The 20,792-nt window shown below is 68.0% G+C and carries 19 protein-coding genes and 2 pseudogenes; 13 read left to right on the plus strand and 8 right to left on the minus strand.

Annotated features, from left to right (window positions below; genetic code table 11):
- Nucleotides 1-13 precede the first annotated feature (13 nt).
- Together CVUC_RS12645 and CVUC_RS12650 are read left to right on the plus strand one after the other, a co-directional pair.
- Nucleotides 14-433, plus strand: a complete 420-nt coding sequence (locus tag CVUC_RS12645; protein ID WP_096034398.1) for a hypothetical protein — start codon at nt 14-16, stop codon at nt 431-433.
- Entirely contained in the window at nt 430-927 is a 498-nt protein-coding gene (locus tag CVUC_RS12650; protein ID WP_096034397.1) for a hypothetical protein, read from the plus strand. The genes CVUC_RS12645 and CVUC_RS12650 overlap by 4 nt, the downstream gene beginning before the upstream one ends.
- Before the next feature lie 49 nt (nt 928-976).
- Here the strand turns inward: CVUC_RS12650 and CVUC_RS12655 are convergent, their stop codons facing one another.
- Nucleotides 977-2,746: a methyl-accepting chemotaxis protein gene (locus tag CVUC_RS12655; protein ID WP_096034396.1), complete on the minus strand. Its 1,770-nt coding sequence runs from the start codon at nt 2,744-2,746 to the stop codon at nt 977-979.
- Nucleotides 2,747-2,856: 110 nt separating this feature from the next.
- Here CVUC_RS12655 and CVUC_RS20035 point away from each other — a divergent pair.
- The 3 genes and pseudogenes from CVUC_RS20035 (at nt 2,857) to CVUC_RS12665 (ending at nt 4,088) form a co-directional block, all read left to right on the plus strand.
- A pseudogene (locus CVUC_RS20035) lies at nt 2,857-2,935 on the plus strand (hypothetical protein).
- The gene (locus CVUC_RS12660) at nt 2,926-3,411 is read left to right on the plus strand and encodes a hypothetical protein (protein WP_015923257.1); all 486 of its coding nucleotides are present in this window, start codon (nt 2,926-2,928) and stop codon (nt 3,409-3,411) included. Before CVUC_RS20035 ends, CVUC_RS12660 begins: the two are co-directional and overlap by 10 nt.
- On the plus strand, nt 3,309-4,088 hold the full coding sequence (locus CVUC_RS12665; RefSeq protein WP_015923256.1) for an HTTM domain-containing protein: 780 nt from the start codon (nt 3,309-3,311) through the stop codon (nt 4,086-4,088). Before CVUC_RS12660 ends, CVUC_RS12665 begins: the two co-directional genes overlap by 103 nt.
- A gap of 6 nt (nt 4,089-4,094) precedes the next feature.
- On the opposite strand, the gene CVUC_RS12670 is transcribed toward CVUC_RS12665, so the two are convergent.
- The 3 genes from CVUC_RS12670 to CVUC_RS12680 all read right to left on the minus strand — a co-directional run bounded on the left by CVUC_RS12670 (nt 4,095) and on the right by CVUC_RS12680 (nt 6,950).
- Nucleotides 4,095-4,937 (minus strand): alpha/beta hydrolase, encoded by an 843-nt coding sequence (locus tag CVUC_RS12670; RefSeq protein ID WP_096034395.1) that lies wholly within the window; start codon nt 4,935-4,937, stop codon nt 4,095-4,097.
- A gap of 76 nt (nt 4,938-5,013) precedes the next feature.
- Nucleotides 5,014-6,105, minus strand: coding sequence for a glycosyltransferase family 4 protein (locus CVUC_RS12675; protein WP_010921174.1), 1,092 nt, complete (start codon nt 6,103-6,105; stop codon nt 5,014-5,016).
- On the minus strand, nt 6,105-6,950 hold the full coding sequence (locus CVUC_RS12680) for a UDP-2,3-diacylglucosamine diphosphatase (protein WP_010921173.1): 846 nt from the start codon (nt 6,948-6,950) through the stop codon (nt 6,105-6,107). Before CVUC_RS12680 ends, CVUC_RS12675 begins: the two co-directional genes overlap by 1 nt.
- Before the next feature lie 291 nt (nt 6,951-7,241).
- Here CVUC_RS12680 and CVUC_RS12685 point away from each other — a divergent pair, with 291 nt between their 5' ends.
- A complete protein-coding gene (locus tag CVUC_RS12685; protein WP_024265945.1) occupies nt 7,242-7,871 on the plus strand; it encodes a TetR/AcrR family transcriptional regulator in 630 nt (209 codons plus the stop codon).
- 164 nt (nt 7,872-8,035) lie between these two features.
- Here the strand turns inward: CVUC_RS12685 and CVUC_RS12690 are convergent, their stop codons facing one another.
- Together CVUC_RS12690 and CVUC_RS12695 are read right to left on the minus strand one after the other, a co-directional pair.
- Entirely contained in the window at nt 8,036-8,260 is a 225-nt protein-coding gene (locus tag CVUC_RS12690) for a hypothetical protein (RefSeq protein WP_024265944.1), read from the minus strand.
- Between the two features lie 391 nt (nt 8,261-8,651).
- A complete protein-coding gene (locus CVUC_RS12695; RefSeq protein ID WP_101685829.1) occupies nt 8,652-8,990 on the minus strand; it encodes a hypothetical protein in 339 nt (112 codons plus the stop codon).
- Between CVUC_RS12695 and CVUC_RS12700 the strand changes: the two genes are divergently transcribed.
- From CVUC_RS12700 to CVUC_RS12715, 4 genes are all read left to right on the plus strand, one after another.
- Nucleotides 8,989-10,521 carry a class I SAM-dependent methyltransferase gene (locus CVUC_RS12700; protein WP_096034394.1) on the plus strand — a complete coding sequence of 511 codons (1,533 nt, stop codon included), beginning with the start codon at nt 8,989-8,991 and terminating at the stop codon, nt 10,519-10,521. The two genes, CVUC_RS12695 and CVUC_RS12700, sit on opposite strands and share 2 nt — an antisense overlap.
- Nucleotides 10,522-10,590: 69 nt before the next feature.
- The gene (locus tag CVUC_RS12705; RefSeq protein WP_096034393.1) at nt 10,591-11,064 is read left to right on the plus strand and encodes a DUF6491 family protein; all 474 of its coding nucleotides are present in this window, start codon (nt 10,591-10,593) and stop codon (nt 11,062-11,064) included.
- A gap of 37 nt (nt 11,065-11,101) precedes the next feature.
- Nucleotides 11,102-11,377 (plus strand): hypothetical protein, encoded by a 276-nt coding sequence (locus CVUC_RS12710; RefSeq protein ID WP_096034392.1) that lies wholly within the window; start codon nt 11,102-11,104, stop codon nt 11,375-11,377.
- 90 nt (nt 11,378-11,467) lie between these two features.
- Entirely contained in the window at nt 11,468-13,333 is a 1,866-nt protein-coding gene (locus CVUC_RS12715) for an AMP-binding protein (RefSeq protein ID WP_096034391.1), read from the plus strand.
- 4 nt (nt 13,334-13,337) lie between these two features.
- Here CVUC_RS12715 and CVUC_RS12720 read toward each other — a convergent pair whose 3' ends face one another.
- On the minus strand, nt 13,338-15,755 hold the full coding sequence (locus CVUC_RS12720; RefSeq protein WP_101685830.1) for a M28 family metallopeptidase: 2,418 nt from the start codon (nt 15,753-15,755) through the stop codon (nt 13,338-13,340).
- A 169-nt stretch (nt 15,756-15,924) separates the two neighbouring features.
- The gene (locus CVUC_RS12725) at nt 15,925-18,438 is read right to left on the minus strand and encodes a TonB-dependent receptor (protein ID WP_096034390.1); all 2,514 of its coding nucleotides are present in this window, start codon (nt 18,436-18,438) and stop codon (nt 15,925-15,927) included.
- Nucleotides 18,439-18,682: 244 nt separating this feature from the next.
- Here CVUC_RS12725 and CVUC_RS12730 point away from each other — a divergent pair, with 244 nt between their 5' ends.
- The 3 genes and pseudogenes from CVUC_RS12730 to CVUC_RS12740 all read left to right on the plus strand — a co-directional run bounded on the left by CVUC_RS12730 (nt 18,683) and on the right by CVUC_RS12740 (nt 20,778).
- Nucleotides 18,683-20,116 (plus strand): protein adenylyltransferase SelO, encoded by a 1,434-nt coding sequence (locus CVUC_RS12730; RefSeq protein ID WP_096034827.1) that lies wholly within the window; start codon nt 18,683-18,685, stop codon nt 20,114-20,116.
- 106 nt (nt 20,117-20,222) lie between these two features.
- A complete protein-coding gene (locus tag CVUC_RS12735; RefSeq protein WP_024265941.1) occupies nt 20,223-20,348 on the plus strand; it encodes a hypothetical protein in 126 nt (41 codons plus the stop codon).
- A 101-nt stretch (nt 20,349-20,449) separates the two neighbouring features.
- A pseudogene (locus CVUC_RS12740) lies at nt 20,450-20,778 on the plus strand (hypothetical protein).
- The last annotated feature ends 14 nt before the right edge of the window (nt 20,779-20,792 follow it).

Raw genomic sequence — 20,792 nt, forward strand, 5'->3', positions numbered from 1 at the left:
CCGTTGACCCCCGATGAACGCTTTTGCCCTCGCCATGCCGCGCGCCCGCCGCACCGCCGATGACCTCGCCCGTGAGCTCGTCGCGCGCTTTCTGCGCGTGGCGCTGGTGGCGCTTGGCCTGGTGTTCATCGCCGGCGGCGCGCTGATCGCGCCGCTGCCGGGTCCGATGGGCCTGCCGCTGACGGTCATTGGCCTGATGCTGGTGCTGCGCAACTCGTTCAAGGCCCGCAAGCAGTTCGTCCGCTTCCAGCAGGCGCACCCCAAGCTGATCTTCCCGATCCGTCGCCTGCTGCGGCGCGAGCCCGAGGTCATTCCCGTAGCGTGGCAACAGGCGCTGCGCATCGAGCGCATCGTCATGCCGCGCAAGTGGCGCGTGGGCGTGCGCTGGCGCAAGTCCCTCAAGCGGCGCACACGCAAGCAAACGGGCCGGTGACCGCCGCCCCAGCCTTGGACGGCGTCAAGCACAGGCTCCGGCGCCGCGCGCGGCTGGCCCTGCTGCTACGCGAAGCCGCCGCCCGCGCCTTCCGGTGGACGGCCCTCAGCTTTGGCGTCCTGGTCATCCTGGTCGGCGCCGTTCTGACACCGCTCCCCGGGCATATCGGCCTGCCGCTGCTGGTCATCGGTCTGATGATCGTGCTGCGCTACTCGTTCCAGGCCCGCAAGCAGTTCATCCGCTGGCAGCGCCGCCATCCCAAGCTCGTTTTCCCGATCCGCCGCCTGATGCGCCGCGAGCCGGAGGTGCTGCTGGTGGTCTGGCAACAGATGCTGCGCACCGAGAAGCTGGTCCTGCGCAAGGCCCGCTGGCGCCTGCTCAAAAAGACCCGCAAGCGCGTGCGCCGCTATGTGGCGCGGAAGACGGTTCGAGCGCCGATCGCGCCGCCGGCCCCCTTGTCGGCGGCCAAGGACAGCTCTCTTCACCCGATCTGATGTGGTCCATCAGCCGGCGCGGGGGGCGCGCGGGGGGCGGTTGATGATCCTACGCCACCAGCCGGGGACGACGGGCCGCGCGCGCCGTCACATGGAAGCGCGCGATCAGCTTGTCGAGTTCGTCGGCTTCGTGGCGCAGGCTCGCCGCCGCCGCCGTCGCTTCCTCCACCATGGCCGCGTTCTGCTGGGTGACCTGGTCCATCTGGTTGACGGCCACATTGACCTCGCCCAGCCCTGTCGCCTGCTCCCGCGACGACTGGGCGATCTCGCTGATCAGGGTGTCGATCTCGCTCACCTTGCTGACGATCGATTGCAAGGCGCGGCCGGTGTCGCCGACCAGTTTCACCCCGCGTTCGACCTGGGTTGAGCTGTTGGCGATCAGGACCTTGATCTCCTTGGCCGCATCGGCCGAGCGTTGCGCCAGGGCGCGCACTTCCTGAGCCACCACGGCGAAGCCTCGTCCCGCCTCGCCCGCGCGCGCGGCCTCGACGCCGGCGTTCAGGGCCAGAAGGTTGGTCTGGAAGGCGATCTCGTCGATCACGCTGATGATCTGGTTGATCTGGTTCGAGCTCGACTCGATGCCATCCATCGCCGAGACCGCTTCTCCGACGATCTCTCCGGACTTGGCCGCGTCAACGCGCGCATCGGAGGCCGCCACCGACGCGCGCTTGGCGCCGTCGGCGCTGCGGCTGACCGTGGCGGTGATCTCATCCAGCGCCGCAGCGGTTTCTTCAAGACTGGCGGCCTGCTGCTCCGTACGCCGCGAGAGATTGTCTGACGCGGTCGAGATTTCATTGGCGCCGGTGGCGACGTTCCGCGTGGCCGAGGCGACCGCTCCAATCGTTTCATCAAGCGCCGCCACGGCGTCGTTGAAGTCGTCGCGGACAGAGGCGAACCGGGCGTCGATCTGCGCCGCCATCCGATAGCTCAGATCGTTGGCGGCGAGACACGCCAGGGCCTGGGCGATCTGATTGATCGCATCCACGCGGCCGGTCACGTCGGTCGCGAACTTGACGACCTTGACCACCCGACCCTTGGAGTCGAACACCGGATTGTAGGACGCCTGGATCCAGACCTCCTTGCCGCCCTTGCCGATCCGCCGGAATTCCTCGGCGACGAACTCGCCGGCGTTCAGCCGGCGCCAGAGCGCGGCATAGGCCTCCGACCGCGCTTCGGCCGGATCGACGAACATGCTGTGATGCTTGCCCTGGATCTCGGAAAGCGCGTAGCCGACGGTGGCCAGGAAGTTCTTGTTGGCGTTCAGAATGACGCCGTCGACCGTGAACTCGATCGTGGCCTGGACACGCTCCACGGCGTTGAGCTTGGCCGTCCGCTCGGCTTCGACCTCTTTCTGAGCCGTGATGTCGGTCGCGACCTTCAGAATCCGGGTCACCTTGCCGGCGCTGTTCTTGACCGGGTTGTAGGAGGCCTGGATCCAGACTTCCCTGCCGCCCTTGCCCAGGCGCAGATACTCCCGCGCGTCTAACTGACCCTGGCCCAGCTGCATCCAAAAGTCGCGATAGGCCTGGCTGGCGGCGTATTCGGGGTCCACGAACAGGCTGTGGTGCTTGCCGATGATCTCCCGCGCCTCATAGCCCATGGCTTTGCAGAAGTTGGCGTTGGCCGCGAGGATCGTTCCCTTGACGTCGAACTCGATCATCGCGAGCGATTTGTCGAGTGCGTCGATCTTCTGGCTGGCGTCGCCCGCAGAGCCGTTCAGAAGTTTGATCATTCGCCGCGATCCGTGCGTCTTGCGAGGCGGAAGACCGCCTAAGTCCATATAACGCTGATTTGTCTCGGTGAATTTCGGGTAAAACATAACCTTTCGAATAGTGTGGCCTTTTGTCGCTCATCTCGGATTGAGGACGTTTCTGGGATTGCAGCGGCGTCTTGATTTTCAATCTCAAAGACGGGCGATGGATATTTGTGATGATCTACGGATGTATTGATCGTGTGCGGACTGCCCCCGATTGAATTGAGTCTGCGTTCCGGCTTAGCTTGGCGCTGAAAGGACCCCGGATGCCCCGCCGAACCGAGCCGCTCCTGGCGCCGCTGAAGCTCCTGGCCCCGGCCCTGGTTCCGTCGTGGAACTTCTTCGACGTGATCGCGCCGGCGCCGCGCGTCGAGTACGCCCTGCTGGCTTCGCCTGGTGATACGAGCGGGACCTGGCGGGTGTTTCGGCCAAGGCCCGCGCGGGTGTCCCTGCCTGAGATGTTGCAGCGCCTGGTCTGGAATCCGCGCTGGAACCAGAACCTGTTCGTGATGAGTTGCGCTGAGCGGCTGGCCGAGGACCGTACGCCCGAACACAGCGAAGCCGAGCTCTTCAAGCGCATCGCCGCCGACCTGGCCGCCGAGCCTGCCGACCCCGCGCGGCCGTGGCTGTGCTTTCGCCTGGTGTTTGTCCATCGCGAGGGCGAGGTCCTGACCGAGGAGGTGATGGTCCAGCCCGCGCCGCGCCGGCTGGCGGAGATCGACATCCGATGAGCCTGGAGCTGGCCCGTCGCCTCGTCGAGATCCTGCTGGCCCTGGCGCTGATCCAGCAGAGCCTGGAGCACCTGCGCGGGTTCCGCGATGAGCGGATTCTGTTCGGCGCCCGGATCGTCCTGGCGGTCCTGGTGCTGGCGGGCGTCGCCGGCCCCTGGCCGCTGGTCGGGCTGGCGGGTTTGTCGCTGCTGATCCTGCACCGCTTCCAGGGGCCCTATAACGGCGGTAGCGACCGGATGGGGCTCTTGATCCTCTGGTGCCTGACGCTGTCGAGCCTGGCGCCGACCCCGATCCTGGCCGAGCTGGCCTTCGGCTATCTGGGGGCGCAGCTGACCCTGTCCTATTTCATCTCAGGCTGGGTCAAGGTGGTGAACCCCGACTGGCGCTCGGGACGGGCGCTGCGGGACGTCTTCCAGTTCTCGGCCTATCCGGTGGCCGAGAGCCTGCGCGGCTTCGCCCAGCGACCGGGTCTGCTGCGGGCGATGTCCTGGGGCGTGATGGGCTTTGAGCTGGCCTTCCCGCTGACCCTGCTGTGGCCGCCGGCCCTGATGGTGGGTCTGGTCGTGGCCGGAACCTTCCACCTGGCCAACGCCTGCCTGTTCGGGCTCAACCGCTTCTTCTGGACGTGGCTGAGCGCCTATCCCGCAATCCTGTGGCTGCAGGGGCGGGTATTCTAGGCCCCTTTAGGGGCGGACGTAGCCGCGCGCGGTCAGGAAGGCCTGCAGCTTGGCGAAGCCGTCGCGACTGGCCTGCGGGTCGATGTCGAAATTGCTCTCCTGGTTGCTGGTATTGCGCGTCAGCAAGTGACCCAGCCCCGGATAGCGGTTGATCTCGCACACCCCGCCGGCCGCCCGGCGTTTGGCGCAGAACGCCTCGGCGCTTTTCAGCGGCGTCAGGGTGTCGGCCTCGCCCTGAACGATGGCCGTGGGCGGGCCCTGTTGGTCCGCCAGGGCGAGCGGGGAAACCTTGGCGGGATCCTTGCCCGCCATGATCTTGCGGAACCAGCCGTCTTCGGCGACGTCCAGAGCCGGCGACCACAAGAGCATCAGGTCCGGACCGCGCCGCTTTCCCGGGCAGGCCCCCAGGCCCGCCGCTGCGGACAGTTGGCCGCCGGCGCTGACGCCGTAGGCGGCCACCCGCTTGGGATCGACACCCAGGCGCTTGGCGTTGGCCCGTGTCCAGGCGAAGGCGTCGCAGGCATCGGCCAGCGCATCGAGCGGCGATACGTCCTTACGGGTCAAACGGTACTGGATCGGGATCGCCACAAGGCCCATCGCGGCCAGCATCGTCGCGCGGCCATAGGTCCATTCGGCCTCGCCCTCGGTCCAGCCGCCGCCGTGGAACAGCAGCACCGCCGCGCGCGGGGCGGGCGCCTTGTCGGCCGCGCTGAACACGTGGGCCTTCAGGGCCTGATCGCCCACCGTCTTGTAGGTCTCGATGACGGGAGCGGGCGCGGGCGTGCTCGTCTGGGCCTGGGCGGCGCTGACCGCCAGACACAGTCCCATGACGATCATGATGAGCTTCATGCCGCTCCCCCTATCGAGAGACCAGCGTTATCCGAGGTCTGCGCGCCGCGCCAATTACAATGCAGACAGGAAGCGACTACGCCGCCGTCTTCTTGCGCAGGCGCGCCAGGCGTCGCAGCCGGCGCCAGAAGCGGGTCTTTTCCGGTTCCGGATAGGGCTGCAGGTTGCGGAAGAACTCCTCGGCGCAGGCGCGCCACGAGAACCGCTCGGCGAACTTGCGCACCACGGTGCGGTCAAGGTCCAGGCACGCCAGGCACGCCTCGCGCAGGCCTTCCGTCTGGCCCGGCGCCAGGACGCCGGCGTTGGAGCCGGGGATGATGTCCACCGGACCCGGGGCCGAGAACGCCGCCACCGGCACGCCGGCCGCCATGGCTTCCAGGATCACAAGGCCGAAGGTGTCGGTCAGCGACGGGAAGCAGAACACGTCGGCGCAGCCGAAATAGCGACCCAGCTCGTCGCCGAACTTGGCCCCCAGGAACTTCACCTCGGGATACTTCTCGGCCAGCTCTTCGCGCTGCGGGCCATCGCCGATCACGACCTTGGTGCCGGGCAAATCAAGGCTGGCGAAGGCCTCGATGTTCTTCTCCACGGCCACCCGGCCGACATTGAGGAAGATCGGCCGGGCCAGGCCCTCGAACAGGTCGGGCTCGCCCGGCTGGCGGGGCTTGAAGATGTCGGTGTCCACCCCGCGCGACCAGGGCGAGAGATTGCGGAAGCCGTGCTTGGCCAGTTCGTCGCGCATGGTCGGCGTGGCCACCATCAGGCGGCCCGACGGTTTGTGGAACCAGCGCATATAGGTGTAGCCGGCCGCCAGCGGCAGGGGCAGGCGGGCCGAGACATATTCGGGGAACTTGGTGTGGTAGCTGGTGGTGAACGGCAGCTTCCATTCCAGGCAGATGCGCCGCGCGGCCAGGCCGATCGGACCCTCGGTGGCGATGTGGATCGCCTCGGGCTCGAACAGCTTGAAGCGCTCCTGCACCGGCTCATAGGCGCCGATGGCCAGCTTGATTTCCGGATAGGTCGGCAGCGGGAAGGTCGGGAACTGGTCAGGGCTGACCACGTCGACGATATGGCCCATGGCCCGCAACTCTTCAGTCACACGGCTCAGGGTCCGCACCACCCCGTTGACCTGGGGCTCCCACGCATCGGTCGCAAGCAGTATTCGCATCAGGCGGCGGCCGGCTCCGGCATGGGCTTATCGCCTTCATGGCCTTGGGGTGTCGCGGCCGGCGCCGGCGCGCGGTCGATGACCGACCACGACCGCACCTTGGCCCATTCGACGATCTCGAGGCGGCCGTCGGCATGCTCGGCCAGGGCCGTGCAGCTTTCCACCCAGTCGCCGTCGTTGACGTAGTGGATGCCGTCGATGTCGCGCATCTCGGCCTTGTGGATGTGACCACAGATCACGCCGTCCACCCCGCGACGTCGGGCCTCGTCGGCCACGGCGGCCTCGAAGTTCTCGATGAACTGCAACGCGTTCTTCACCTTGACCTTCAGATAGGCCGAGAAACTCCAGTAACCGAACCCCAGGCGACGCCGCAGGCGATTCACCAAAGTGTTCAGCATGAGGATGGTTCTATAGGACCAATCCCCGAGGAAGGCGAGCCACTTGGCGTGCTGAACCACGCCGTCGAACTCGTCGCCGTGCACGACGAGGTAGCGCTTGCCGTCGGCGGTCTCATGGATCACGTCGCGGGCCACCACCACGCCGCCGAAGTGGACGCCGCAGAACTCGCGCACGCCGTCGTCGTGGTTGCCGGGCACATAGATCACCTCGGTGCCCTTGCGGGCCATGCGCAGGATCTTCTGCACCACGTCGTTGTGGGTCTGGGGCCAGTGCCAGCCACCGCGCAGCTTCCAGCCGTCGATGATGTCGCCCACCAGATAGAGCTTGTCGCACTCGATATGGCGGATGAAGTCCAGCAGCAGCTCGGCCTGGCAGCCGCGCGTGCCCAGGTGCAGGTCGCTGATGAACACGGCGCGATAGTGGCGGACGGCGACGTGGGCGCTCATGATCGAATCCCCCTCGCGGTCGCCCCCGCGCGGGGCGACCCTCTAAACCGCCAAGAGATCGCTCCGTCCCCGGATCGGCGCGACGGCGGCCGGTGGGTGGCGATTAAGCCGATTGCATGTCGCTTTGATGAAGCCCATGCGCCGGGCTGGGATGCGGACTTTCTGACAGGCAGCCTGAAAAACGCGCACTTTCGACCAAACTGTCAAAAACTGCGCCGCGCGCCGGATCCTTTCGCCGCAAGGGGTCAGCGGCCTGTTGCGGTGCAGCATCGGCCGCACTAGATCAAGTCGATGGACGCCGCCCGCCTCGCCAAGGACACTCGCAAGTCACAGAAGACACGCGCGCGGATTCTCGACCGGGCGATGCATCTGTTCGCCGAGATCGGCTATCACGCCGCCACCAACCCGGCCATCGCCGACGCCTCGGGCCTGACGCGCGGGGCGATGCTCTACCATTTCCCGACCCGCGAGGCCCTGGTCGAGGCGGCCGTCGCCCACATCCAGGCCGAGCGTTCGGCCCTGTTCCGCGCCGCCGCCGACAGCCTGCCGGCCGGCGCCGACGTCACCGAGCACGCCATCGACAGCTATTGGGACCTGCTGCACAGCGTGCCCTTCACCGCCTTCGCCGAGCTGGAGGCCGCCGGCCGCACCGACCCGGCCATCCACGCGCTGCTGGCCCCGGCGCAAGCCGAGTTCGACCGCGCCCAGGCCGGCGACCACTTCCTGAAGATCCTCCACGCGGGCGCCGGCCCCCGCTTCCAGGCCAGCCGCGACCTTGCCCGGTTCATGCTGGAGGGCCTGGCCCGCACCACCCTGACCTATGACAAGGATGGCCGGAAAGAGCGCCTGCTGGCGGTGATCAAGCGGGCCACGCACATGCTCAATCGCAAAGGCGACGTGCAGGATCTCTGGCCGGAGTAGGCGCGCTCCGGGTCGGCGATGGCGTGGCCAGAGGCAGATTGTCGTTGCGAAGCCGAGGGCGGCTTTCGACCCGGAGGGGACGCTCGAAAAATCCTCCCCCCAGAGGGGGAGGATTGGGGCAACTATCCACCCTTAGCGGACCTTTGGAATATCAGCGCCGGCGCTCAACCCGCCCGCTGGGCCGCCCAGGGTTTAAACACTGCGATCCACAGCGCCAGAACCGCGACATAGGCGGCCAGCAGCGCCGGCGGCGTGAGCGGGCCCAGGCTCCAGTGCAGCAGGGCGACCAGGGTCACCCACAGCGGAATGGCGTTGGCGGCGCAGGCCAGCCAGGGCGAGAGGCTCTGGCCGCGATCGAACGGCGCGGACGTGGTGCGGGGCTTGGACATTGTTTCCCACTCCAGGGTGAAACCGAGCCTCACCCAACCGCGCGCGGTCCCGCGCATCAAACCAGTTCCGCTGAGGGGGGCGATAGCGCGGCTGAAGGGCGGCCTCCAACGATGGGGATTGGCGAGGCTCAATCCCCGTCTTTCCGCGCTGAGACGGCAACTGAATCAAGAGTTTGCAATTTTCTCGCGCCGCCTTGTCCCCGGCGTTGAGTCCGCCCGCATACTCTAGCTACCTCGTCGCGGGGAAAGGGCGCGTTGGCCAGCGACCGATTGCGGCGGCGGGGGGCGGTCGAGCGGTGGAGGTCCGAGGGGGATACTCGGACGGTCCGGGGACCTGGTTGCTGGCCAGGCCCGCCCGCCGTCGGCGTGGTTGGAGGCAAAAGGATGTGTCTTAGCCTGTATTGGCTCGTCCTCTCCGACCGTCGCGCGCCCGGGAAACCGGGGGCTCGGGTCCCGGTAAGGCCTGAACAGGGCCACCTGACGGGACGCTGGCGGATAACGGCTGCGCGGAGCGTTGCGGCTTCGTCGAAACGGTACTCAACACACACAGTCCGGACGAAGGTCCGGCGCTCCGCAGCCCTTTCCGAACCTTCAGCGAGTGATCGCGTGAGGCCGGTGAAACGCGTCCTCCGCCCTTCCCATCGAGGGTCAGGGAGAAACCCACAGCCCGCCCCTTGCCGCCGTCGCCCGCCCGGCCCACCGTTCCCAAACGACTCGGGGGAGCACGCATGAACCAGGACTGGAGCGCCGGCTATGTGGTCGAGACCGGCTACACCTATGGCTGCTATCCCGAGCTGAACCCGGTGCGGGCGGCCCTGCCGCTGCTGGCCAAGGGCTTTCGGGCCCCCAAGATCGAGACGGCCTGCGAGCTGGGCTTTGGCCAGGGCTGCTCGGCGGCGGTGCATGCGGCCACGCAACCCGACATCGAATGGTGGGGCTGCGACTTCGCGCCGGCCCAGGCGGTGTTCGCCCGCGACCTTGTGGCGGCCAGCGGCGCGCGGGCCAATTTCTTCGACGACGCCTTCGACGAATTCGCCGAGCGGCCGGGCCTGCCCGAGTTCGACTTTGTGGCGCTGCATGGCGTGTGGAGCTGGGTCAACGACGCCGCGCGCGACAAGATCGTCGCCTTCCTGCGCCGGCGGCTGAAGCCCGGGGGCCTCGTCTACATCTCCTACAACACCCAGCCGGGCTGGGCCCTGGCCGGGCCGCTGCGCCACCTGATGAAGCGCCACGCCGAGACCCTGGGCGCGCCGGGCCTGGGTCCCGCCGCCAATCTCGACGCGGCCCTGTCGACCATGAAGCGGTTCTTCGATCTCGATCCTGTCTATTCGCGGATCAATTCGGGGGTCACCGACCGGCTGGCGGCGGTGATGCGCCAGGACCGCGCCTATCTGGTCCACGAATACATGAACCGCGACTGGGTCCCGATGTGGTTCGCCGAGGTCGAGGCGCGGCTGTCCTCGGCCAAGCTGTCGTTCGCCGCCTCGGCCTATGCGTCGGACCATGTGGACGAGCTGAACCTGTCGCCCGACATGATCGGCTTCCTGCGCGAGCTGCCTGATCCGTCACTGCGCGAGACCTTCCGCGACTTTGCGGTGCAGGCCCAGTTTCGCCGCGACTACTGGCTGCGCGGGGCCTCAGCCCTGACCGCCGCCGACCAGCGCCGGGCGATCCGCGACCAGCGCGTGGCCCTGGCCCGTCCGGCGGCCGAGTGGCCCGACAAGGCGCGCGGGACCTTTGCCGAGATGGTCATGGGCGGTCCGGCCCACGAGGCGATCCGGGACCTGCTGGCCGATGGCCAGCCCCGGACGATCGGCGATATCGAGGCGGCGCTGCCCGAAGGCTCGACCCTGCCGCAGCTGACGACGGCCCTGATCCTCTTGATGAGCCAGGGCGCGGTGCAGCCGGCCCAGTCGGCCGACGCCACGGCGCGCGCGGCGGGCACGGCCCGGGCCCTGAACCGCGAACTGGCCCGCCGCGCCGTGGAGTCGACGGATCTGAGCTTCCTGGCCGCGCCGGCCACCGGCGGTTCGGTCGGCGCCTCGCGCTTCCACCAGATGTTCTGGCTGGCCCTGCAGGAGGGCGGCGGTCCGCGCGAGTGGGCCAGCTTCGCGGCGAACACGCTGGCCCAGCAGGGTCAGGCCCTGGTGGTCGACGGCGCGCCGCTGGGCGGGGAGGCGGCGATTGCGGCCCTGCACGGCCAGGCTGTGGGTTTCGCCGACACCGTGCTGCCGTGCTGGCGAGGCCTGGGGATCGCGTGACAATTCGCACCTTCCGCGAACGGCGATACTCGACTACGCTTGGTTGAGAACAAATCTGGGAGTCCGGCCATGAAGGCTGTGTTGCTACTCGGCGCTGTCGCCGCCGTCGCCTTGATCTCGGTTCCGGCCGTGGCCGACAATCAGAACCAGGGCGATCAGGGCCAGCAGGGCGTTCAATACGGCCCCGCCTACGAGGCGCCGCGCCGCGGCGACCGGGCTGTTGACGACGGCAGGCCGCCGAACCTCCACAGGCAGTGCTTCAACGGCAAGAGCATCGCGGGCGTCAACCGTTCGGGCGCCCAGACGGTCTATCTCCAGTCGCAGCAGGGCGGCATCTACCAGATGCGTCTGACCGGGGCGTGCGACGGTCTGAACAACGCCGAAAAGCTGACGGTGCGCGCCAACGGCAGCGACTTGATCTGCTCTGGCGACAGCGCCGAGCTGATCGCGCGGATCTCCACGACCGCCAAGCGCTGCCACGTCACCGGCGTGCGCCGCCTCACGACCCAGGAAGTTTCGGTCCTGGCTTCGGCGGCGCGCTGACGTCAACCCGGACAAAGCGCCGCATGGCGCGGCCAGGGTGGCGACTGTCATCGTCCTTGTGGTTCCCTGTGAGTCGGGACCTAAAGCGCGAGCGACCGACATGGCTGGTCTGGACGTTAGTGGCGTAGAACTGCACTTCACCTGTCCGCACTGCGGCGGACAGGCCCCGGCCCGGATCGAAGCGGTGCGGATGCTGCCGGTCATTGACTGCGGCTGCGGCGAGCGCTTCGGCGTCGACATGGCGGCCTTCGCGGCCCAGGTCACCGCCGCCGAGACGGCCGCCCGCGCCGCGCGGCGAAGACCGCGCGCCTGAAGACCGATTTCGCAACATCAACCTTGCCGCGCGGCGGGGTTCAGCTAACGTCGCTCCCAACAGAACAATGATAACCTAGGGAGTGAGACCATGACGCCGCCCGATGGCGCGTCGCCTCCGCGCGACGTCTCCAGCGCTCCGTTCAAGCCGCTGGCCATGAAAGGCCCCGAAGTGTCGGTCGACCGCCGACCGGACGGCTCGATCGTGATCACCTCCAACCATGCGCCGGGCGAAGGGCCGCGCTCGATCGCCCACCTGATCGCCGCCAAGGCCGCCGAACATCCCGACCGGCCTTACCTGAAGCAGCGCGAACCGAACCACGGTCCCTGGCGCGGCGTCACCTATGGCGAGGCGCATCGCGCGGTCGAGGGCATCGCCCAGTGGCTGATCGATCAGAAGCTTCAGCCCCACGACAGCGTCATGATCCTGTCGGGCAATTCGATCGAGCACGCCCTGATGACGCTGGGCGCCTATACGGCCGGCGTGCCGGCTGCGCCGATCAGCCCGGCCTATAGCCTGATCTCCACCGACCACGCCAAGCTCAAGCACTGCTTCGAAAAGGTCGCGCCCCGCGTCGTCTTCGCCCAGAGCGGAGCGATGTTCGCCGGGGCCCTGGCTACCCTGAAGGCCCTGGACCCGAGCCTCCTGGTGATCACCGCCGATGGGGCGGGCGAGGGGGCGATCACCTTTGCCGAGGTCGCCGCGACCACGCCGACCGCCGCCGTGGCGACCGCGCGGGATGCGGTGGGTCCCGCGACGGTGGCCAAGTATCTCTTCACCTCCGGCTCGACGGGCCTGCCCAAGGCCGTGCCCCAGACCCACGGCATGATGGCGGGCGTCATCGCCGGGCAGGAGGGCCTGCGCACCGATGTCCCGACCGACGAGGTTCCCCAGAGCCTGGAATGGATGCCCTGGAGCCACATCTCGGCGGGCAACATCGGCTTCAACGCCGTGATCTGGGGCGGCGGCACCCTGCACATCGACGAGGGCAAGCCGCTGCCGGGCATGTTCGAGACCACGATCAAGAACCTCTACGAGGTCTCGCCGATCGTGTTCGGGTCGGCCCCGATCGCGTTCTCGATGCTGGCCGAAGCGATGGAGAACGATCCTGTGCTGCGGCGCTCGTTCTTTAAGAACCTGCGCTACATGGGCTATGGCGGCGCCACCCTGAGCAATGACGTCTATGAGCGCATCCAGGCCCTGGCCGTGGCCGAGACCGGGCATCGCATCCCGCTGACCACGATGTACGGCGCGACCGAGACGCAAGGCATCACCGTCACCCACTGGATCACCGAGCGGGTCGGGCTGGTGGGCCTGCCGCTGCCGGGCATCCAGCTGAAGCTGGCGCCCAGCGGGTCGAAGTACGAGGTCCGCGTGAAGGGCCCGACCGTGGCGGCCGGCTATCACAAGGACCCCGAGCGCACGGCGGCGGCCTTCGACGAGGAGGGCTTCTATAAGCTGGGCGACGCGGCGCGGTTCGTCGATCCAGAGGACCCGGCCAAGGGGCTCGTGTTCGACGGCCGGGTGACCGAGGACTTCAAGCTCGACAGCGGCACCTGGGTCAGCGTCGGGGTGCTGCGCCCCGATCTGGTGGCCGCCTGCAGCCCCTACATCCACGACGCGGTGATCACCGGCCAGGACAAGGCGTTCATCGGGGCGATGCTCTGGCCCTCGCCGGCCGGGCTGGCGGCCCTAGTGGCCGATCCTGGGCCCGGAACGCCGCTGGAGAAGCTGGTCGCGATCCTCAAGGACCGTCTGGCCGCGTTCAACGCCGGCGCCGGCGGCTCGTCGCGGCGCGTGGCCCGGTTCACGATCCTGACCGAGCCGCCGTCGATCGACGCCGGCGAGATCACCGACAAAGGCTACGTCAATCAGCGCGCGACTCTGGAGCGCCGCGCGGATCGCGTCGAGGCGCTCTACGCCAAGACGCCGGGCGAGGGGGTCTTCGTAGTCTAGCGGCTCACCAGGACAGGCCGCCGCGCACCAGCACGGCGGTCTTGTCCGACATACCAAAGGCCATCAGGTCCGCAGGCTTCGGCGGCGGCGCCTTGGCCAGGGTCGGCCAGCCGTCGCGATGCTCCAACGCGGCGACCTCGACCTGTCCGGGGCCGGCGGTCGTGAAGCTGAGCGTGATCCCGTTCGGATCGGGCGCATGATAGGTCAGGCTCGACCACTCGCCGGCCTGGGTCGCCAGGGTGATCGGGCGGCCGTTCAGGCGCGGTTGGCTGAGCGGCGTGCTCGGCCGCAGGCGTAGGCTGACCAGCTCAGCGCCGGGCGCGGGGATCAGGCGGATCAGCAGGCGATCCTCGGCGCGGTCGACGGTCAGCTGTGGGCTGGCCACGGGCACGACCCGGGTCTCCGACATCCACACCGGATTTTTCCAGAACGGCGCCAGGGCCTGCTGCCGGGGCTCAGACCCGCCGTCGTCGGGCAGGACCGCGCGGGTCCAGGCGTCCAGTCTCGTCAGGCCGGCGACGCGCCAGGCCTTGCCGGTGGACAGGTCGGCGACGTGCAGAGCCTGGGTGATTGCGGGGCGGGAGGGCTCGCCGCCGAGGCGGGCGGCGTTGGCCGTAAGCGCCACCCCGACCAGGGCCATGATCCCGGCGGCGCGCCAGGCCCAGCGCGTGGCGGCGAAGTCGTGCGCGAGTGGCGACAGGGCCGGGGCGGCCAGCATCGCGAACACCGCCAGCACGGCCGGCTCCATCAGGCCGACGCCCGCGAAGGTCCAGGCCCCCCAGGCGGCCAGCTGGGCGGTCGACAGGATGGCCAGAAGACCGACGACGGTGGTCAGGGCCAGGGCGACCCGCTTGTCCCGCGTGCCGCCGATTCCGATCACCAGCGCCGCGCCGACGGCGGCGACCAGCAGCGGCCAGGTCAGCATCACCGTCGCGCCGGGCGCCAGGACCTGGGCGGCGATCGCCAGCAGCAGCACCACGATCATGCCGCCGATCCATGCGCCCAGAACCTCGGTCCGGAAGCCCAGCGCCAGGGCGGCCAGAACGCAGGCCGCCAGCCCAAGCCCAAGACCGATGGGATCAAACCCGCCGACCAGGCTGCAGGCGCCGCCCAGGACGAGAGCGACGACGCAGGGAATGACCCGCCGAGCGCCACGCGCCTGGGCGGTGGCGACGCCGAGCCCCGCGGCGGCGGCGAGCAGACCCGCGCCCCAGAGCAGAAAGTCAAAGCGCGTCAGCAGGCCGTAGTAGCGCTGGACGCCGTCGATCATCAGAAGGCGGCCAAGCAGATGTAGCACGAGACCGGCGCTGGCGGCGGTGAGCAGCAGTCCGGCCGCGCCGCGTGCGATCTCCCAGCCGCTCGCGCCTCGGCCCGCCAGCGCGCGCCAGGCGCAGAAGCCGACCAGGGCCGCGGCCAGCGCCAAGAGCGCCCAGCCCACCGCCGGGGGGTAGCGGATCATGAACAGGCCCAGGACGTCGGAATAGATCGCATTCTCGGTCCTGGCGGGCAGTTCGGACGCGTTCGCGAGAGCCCGCACGGTCGGCAGGACCTGATCGCCCATATGCTGCAGGCTGCCCCGCTGCAGATGGTCGGGGCGCGACAGCGGCGTGTGATAGGCTAGCTGGTTGTCGATGAAGGCCAGGTTCAGCCCCGGCAGACCCTTGTTCACCGCGTGGGTGAAATCGGTGTCGTTGGGCATCTTCTCGTAGACGGTCGAGGCCATCGAGTTGCCCGACGCTCCCTTGGCCTCGCGACCAAAAACGCCGATGAGCGCGCCGTTGCCGGGGCCGGTCTGGAACATCGCCGCGCGACCAGCGTCGCCCCGGGCCTCCATGTTCACCACCAAGCCCACGCGTGCGAGGCTGGGATCGCGGGCGAAGAACGCGTCAGCCCCCAAGAGGCCCGCCTCCTCGGCGTCGGTGAACAGGAAGATCACGTCCCGGGCATGCGGCCCGCTCGCCTTCAGGGCGCGGGCGATCTCCAGGGCGGCGGCGGTTCCCGAGGCGTCGTCGGCTGCGCCCGGCGAGTTGTGCACCGAGTCGTAGTGGCTCATGACCAGGATGGCCGGCAAGCTGCGGTCACGGCCCGGCAGGACGCCGACCAGGTTCTGCACGGCGGCCGCGCTCAAGGTCCGGCCGTCCGAGTCGTGCTGGGAGAAGCCTTCGCCCGGGCGGACCGAGACCTCGAGGCGCAGCGCGTTGATGCGCGACAGCAGGTGATCGCGGACCCTTGCAATCTCGGCCGAGCCAGTGGGATGGGGCTTCTGCGCGATCGCCGCGACATCAGCCATGGCGCGGTCGGCCGAAAACGCGGTGGCGGGTGCGGTGACGCCGACCGGAGGCGGGGGCTGTTGGCTCAGCGCGCCCAGCGCCAGCCCCAAGGCGAGACAGATCCAGAATCCGAGGAAGCGAATGGTCTTCATCGGCGTGCCTCCGGGCGGAAAGCGAATCCCCAAAGGTATGCTGCGGCGATGCGCGCCGATCTGAAACCCCTCCGGACAAGGAAAAAGGGCGACCCGCCAAGCGGATCGCCCTTTCTTCTTCCGAAAGTCGGCGGCGCGGCTGGCGCCGCCGGTCCCCCTCCCGGCAGAACTAGAACTTCGAGCGCAGGGTCACGCCGTAGGTGCGCGGCGCGCCTAGGAACGCGTTGTAGGTGATCGTGTCCAGGGCCGCGTTGTAGGTGTTCTGCGTGGCGCTGAGACCCGAGCCGCCTTGCAGCGGGCCGTTGAAGGCCACCTGCATGTACTTCTCGTTCAGAAGGTTCTGGGCCCACAGTTCGACAGCCCAGCGTTCGTCGTCGCTGCCCAGGCCGACGCGGCCGTTGACCACCGTGAAGGCCTTCTGGAGCTTCGGCGGGAACAGGTCGGAGCCGGTGTTGTACTCCGAGGAGTACTTCGCGCCGATGTTGAAGCGAGCCTTCAGGTTGTCGCCGACCGAAGCCTCATAGGTCACCGAGGCCGAGCCCGAGTACTTCGGCGCCAGCGACAGGTTGCTGCCGGGCAGAAGGGCCAGGGCGTTGCCCGGATCGTTCGGGATCGGTTGCTTGCCGTACTTGGTGTCGGCGTAGGTGAAGCCGCTCTGGATGACCAGGCCGCGCACCGGCGTGAACCACATGAAGTCGGCGTCGACACCCTTCGACGTCACCTCGGGGATCGAGCGCACCACGAACGAGGTGCCCAGGAAGGTGTTCAGCTGGAAGTCGGTGAACTTCTGCTGGAAGAGGCTGACGTTGAACAGAACCGAGCGGTTGAACAGGGTGTTCTTCATGCCCAGCTCGTAGCTGTCGACGAACTCAGCCGGGAACGAGGTGTCATAGATCGGCGTCACGCCAGCGCCGCCCGAGGGCAGGCCGTTCGAGGACTGCGTGCGGTCGAGGTTAAAGCCGCCGCCCTTATAGCCGCGAGCGAACGAGGCGTAGGTGAACACTTCGGGCGAGAAGCGGTAGGACGCCTTGATGGTGCCGCTCCACTCCTTGTCCGTCCGCTCCTGGCTGGTGCCGCGGCCGTTGAACAGCGGGTTGGCCCAGGGCAGGCAGAGGTTGCCGACGATAGTGCCGACCGCAGCCGCGCCGACAATGCCCGCCATCCGAGCTTGACCGGCCGGGGTCAGGGCCGTGCCGCAGCCGACGCCGCCATCGCTGTTGGTCTGGAAGGTCGTGAGATCCTTCTTTTCCACGGTGTAGCGCAGACCGGCGGTGATCTCGAACGCGTCCGTCACGTGCCAGGTTTCGTTGGTGAACAGAGCCACCGTCTTGGCGCGTTGATCATAACGATCGTAGAGGCCTTGGCCCGGCGTGAACGAGGTGTTCGGCGCACGGTTCAAGAGCAGGGCGATGAAGTTGGGGATGCCCGCCGGGTTGGCCGCCGAACGGGACAGGAGGCGGCCCAGATACTGTTCGTACTGGTTGCCGAACAGGAAGTTGGCGCGGTTCTCAAGTCGTTCGTCGGCGAGGAAGGCGCCGATCATCCAGTCGAACTTGTCCGACTTGCCGGCCAGGCGCAGTTCCTGGCTGTAGGTCGTGAACTCCGAATAGTTCGTGCCGTCCTTGTTACGGTAGGTGATGTCGGCGGTGGTGAAGTCGGAGTCCTGACCGTTGTCGGTGCGCCATTGGCGAATGGCCGAGATGCTGGTCAGCGTGCCGATCGGCAGGTCGATGTCGCCCTGGAGCGAAACGCCCTTGTCCTCGATCTTGGCGGGCGCGCCGCGGTTCGAATAGGCGACCCGGTCATACGGATTGGCGGTCGGCGCCAGAGCCGTGCCGCCCGAGACCACGCCCAGAATTCCGGCCGTCGGACCGGTGCGGATCTGCACCGCGCCGCAGCAGTTTTCGTCGCGACGGCTGTAGTCGGCGATGAACCGGAAAGTCGCTTGGTCATCGGGGATGAACAGCAACTGCCCGCGCACCGTGTAGAAGTTCTGGTCGGCGTCCTGCTTGCGGGCGGACGGACCGGCGCCCACGATCACGTCGTTGAAACCGTCACGCTCGCGGGCCGCGACGTACAGGCGGCCGGCCAGCTTGTCGCCCATCAGCGGACCGGTGACCGAGGCGGCCACGCCCTTGGCGTCGTAGTTGCCAAGGGTCACTTCGGCGCTGGCCCCGAAGCCGAACTCCGGCTCCTTGGTGACGACGTTGATCACGCCGGCCGAGGTGTTCTTGCCGAACAGAGTGCCTTGCGGCCCCTTCAGCACTTCGATGCGCTCCATTTCGCCCAGGTCGCCGAAGCCGACGCCGTTGCGGGGGCGGTACACGCCGTCGATCACGACGCCGACCGAGCTTTCCAGGCCGGGGTTGTCACCGACGGTGCCGACGCCGCGGACGCGGGCGGTCGTCGAGGCTTCCGACGAGGTGGACGTGACCGTCAGGCCGGGCGTCAGGATCGTGAGGTCCTTGATGTCCCGGACGCCTGTGTCTTGCAGCAGCTTGGCGCCAACGGCGGTGACCACCACCGGGACGTCCTGCAGGTTCTGTTCCCGCTTCTGGGCGGTGACGATAATGCTGTCGACGGTCGGGATATCGGTTTCTTGAGCCTGCGCGGCGCTCGTGGCGCCAAGACCGGCGAGGACAACAGCGGACGCAGTGCCGCAAAGCACCTGGGAAAAGCGCATTTCCTACCTCGGTTCGTTGGCCGAAGACGCTTGCCCGCCTCCGGCTTGTTTTTCGTTGGTCCGCCGAACGAGTGTTCGAATGGATAGCTAAGGGTTAGGCGCCGTCCCCCGTGTCGGCAAGTGAAATCCCTTGTAATGAAGGGTTCCAAGGTGCTCTGTTGCTGGGAAGCGACAGCGTTCGATCACCGTCATCGACATTCGAAAGGGGCTTGCGCCGCGCAGGGTGTGACCGCATGTGGCGTGCATGATCCCTGCCCCCGCCTACCATCCCGATCCGCGTTTCCAGGCCCTGGGCGGAGAGTTCGCCGATCCTGTGGAGCCCGCGGATTTTCCGGAGACGGTGTTGCGGTTCCGGAACGATCGCGCGGCGGCGACGGTGGGGCTGGAGACGTTGGACGATCGCGCGTGGCTGCGCCACTTCGGGCGCTTCGAACCGCTGCCGGATAACCAGACCCGGCCGCTGGCCATGCGGTATCACGGCCATCAGTTCCGCGTTTACAATCCAGACCTGGGAGACGGACGAGGTTTCCTGTTTGGCCAGTTGCGCGAGGCGGGGGCAGGCCGCCTTCTGGACCTTGCCACGAAGGGTTCGGGGCAGACCCCATGGTCCCGCGCGGGCGATGGTCGGCTGACCTTGAAGGGCGGCGTGCGGGAGATTCTCGCCGCGAGTTTCCTTGAGGCGCTGGGCGTTCCGACCTCTAGAGCCTTCTCGCTTGTCGAGACGGGCGAGGCCTTGACCCGGGGGGATGAGCCCAGCCCTACCCGATCGGCGGTCCTGACCCGGCTCTCGCACAGCCATATGCGCTTTGGGACCTTTCAGCGCCTGGCCTACCTCGATCGTAGAGACCTGATGGTCCAACTGGTCGACCATGTGATCGAGAGCTACTTCCCGGATCTGGCCGACGAGTCCGATCGCCCCGCCGTCCTGATGCGCGCGGTGGTCTCGGCGAGCGCGCGACTGCTGTCCCGCTGGATGTCCGCCGGCTTCGTGCATGGCGTGCTGAACACGGACAATATGGTCGTCACGGGCGAAAGCTTCGACTACGGCCCATGGCGCTTCCTGCCGCGAAACGATCCGAACTTCGTCGCCGCCTATTTCGACCATGCCGGTCTCTACAGCTTCGGGCGGCAGCCCGAGGCGGTGTTCTGGAACCTGCAGCAACTGGCGGGCTGTCTGAGCCTCGTGACCGACCAGGCCGCCCTGTTGGCGGCCCTGAACAGCTTCTCGGACCTCTACCGCGCGGCGCTGCGGGGGGCGATGCTGGATCGGCTGGGCCTCAAGAGCCGTGGCGCGGAGGCCGATATCGCCCTGGTCAACACGGCCTTCAGGGCGCTGGCGGAGGGCGGTGAACCGCTGCGCTGGGAGCCGTTCTTCTTCGACTGGTTCGGCGGCGCGGCCTCGGAGGAGCGCGCGCTGCGAGGCCCTCGCGCCGGGCTCTATGCGGGAGAGGCGTTCCTCGACCTGCGACGGGCGTTGGCCGATTTCGAGCCCGATCGCCCGGAACGTCTGGCGCATCCGGCCTTCGCTCGTCCCGAACCCGAGGAGCTGATCATCGACGAGGTCGAGGCGCTCTGGTCGCCGATCGCCGACGCCGATGATTGGGGCCCGCTAAACGCCAAGCTCGCCCGAATAGACGCCGCGCGAGAGGCCTACGCGCTGGGCCAAGCCCAGATTTGAGTGCTGTGCGGAGGTTTTTTCGTTCGGGCGCGGAACAACCGTCAAGGTTCCGTCTTACAACTGCGGCACACTGCCTCCAGACGAACGCCGCGTGGAGACCGACCCGATGCGCATCTTCCAACCGATCATGCTGGTTTGCGCCGTAGCCATGTCGTTCGTCGGCGCCCTGGGCATTCCAGGCTGCGCGCGCGCGATCGGCGAATGTCTCCGTGACCGCGCGGAACCGGCCTAGGTCTCGGATCAAGCCAAAGACGCGTTGGCAGAGTCCGACGTCCCGGCCCTAGCCGCCGGACAATCGCGCCGGCGGCAATGTAATCCATTGTAAAATGGGCCTTGCGACCTCTGGTCGAGCGCGCGTCCGTGTCGTCTAACCGTGATCGGAGGGGCGGACGGGGAGCGCGGCGGCGCGGATGGAGATGGAATTTCGACGGCTTCCGACCGGGACGCTCGGATCGAGCGCGTCGCCAGGAAGCCCGGAGTCCGGCCTCGCCATCATGGGCGAGAGGCGCCGCGACCCCGCTCAGCGATCAGAGCCCGCCGTTGATACCGTCCCGCGCAGCGGCTCTCGGAGCCTGTGGGGGCTGGTCGGGATCATCGTAGCCCTGGTGCTGTGGGGCGGGCTCTATTGGGCGTGGTCCGTCCTGAGGCTGTCGCTCGGATGATCTGGTGATCGTGC

This window comes from Caulobacter vibrioides (assembly GCF_002858865.1).
In the GTDB taxonomy this organism is placed as follows: Bacteria; Pseudomonadota; Alphaproteobacteria; order Caulobacterales; family Caulobacteraceae; genus Caulobacter; species Caulobacter vibrioides.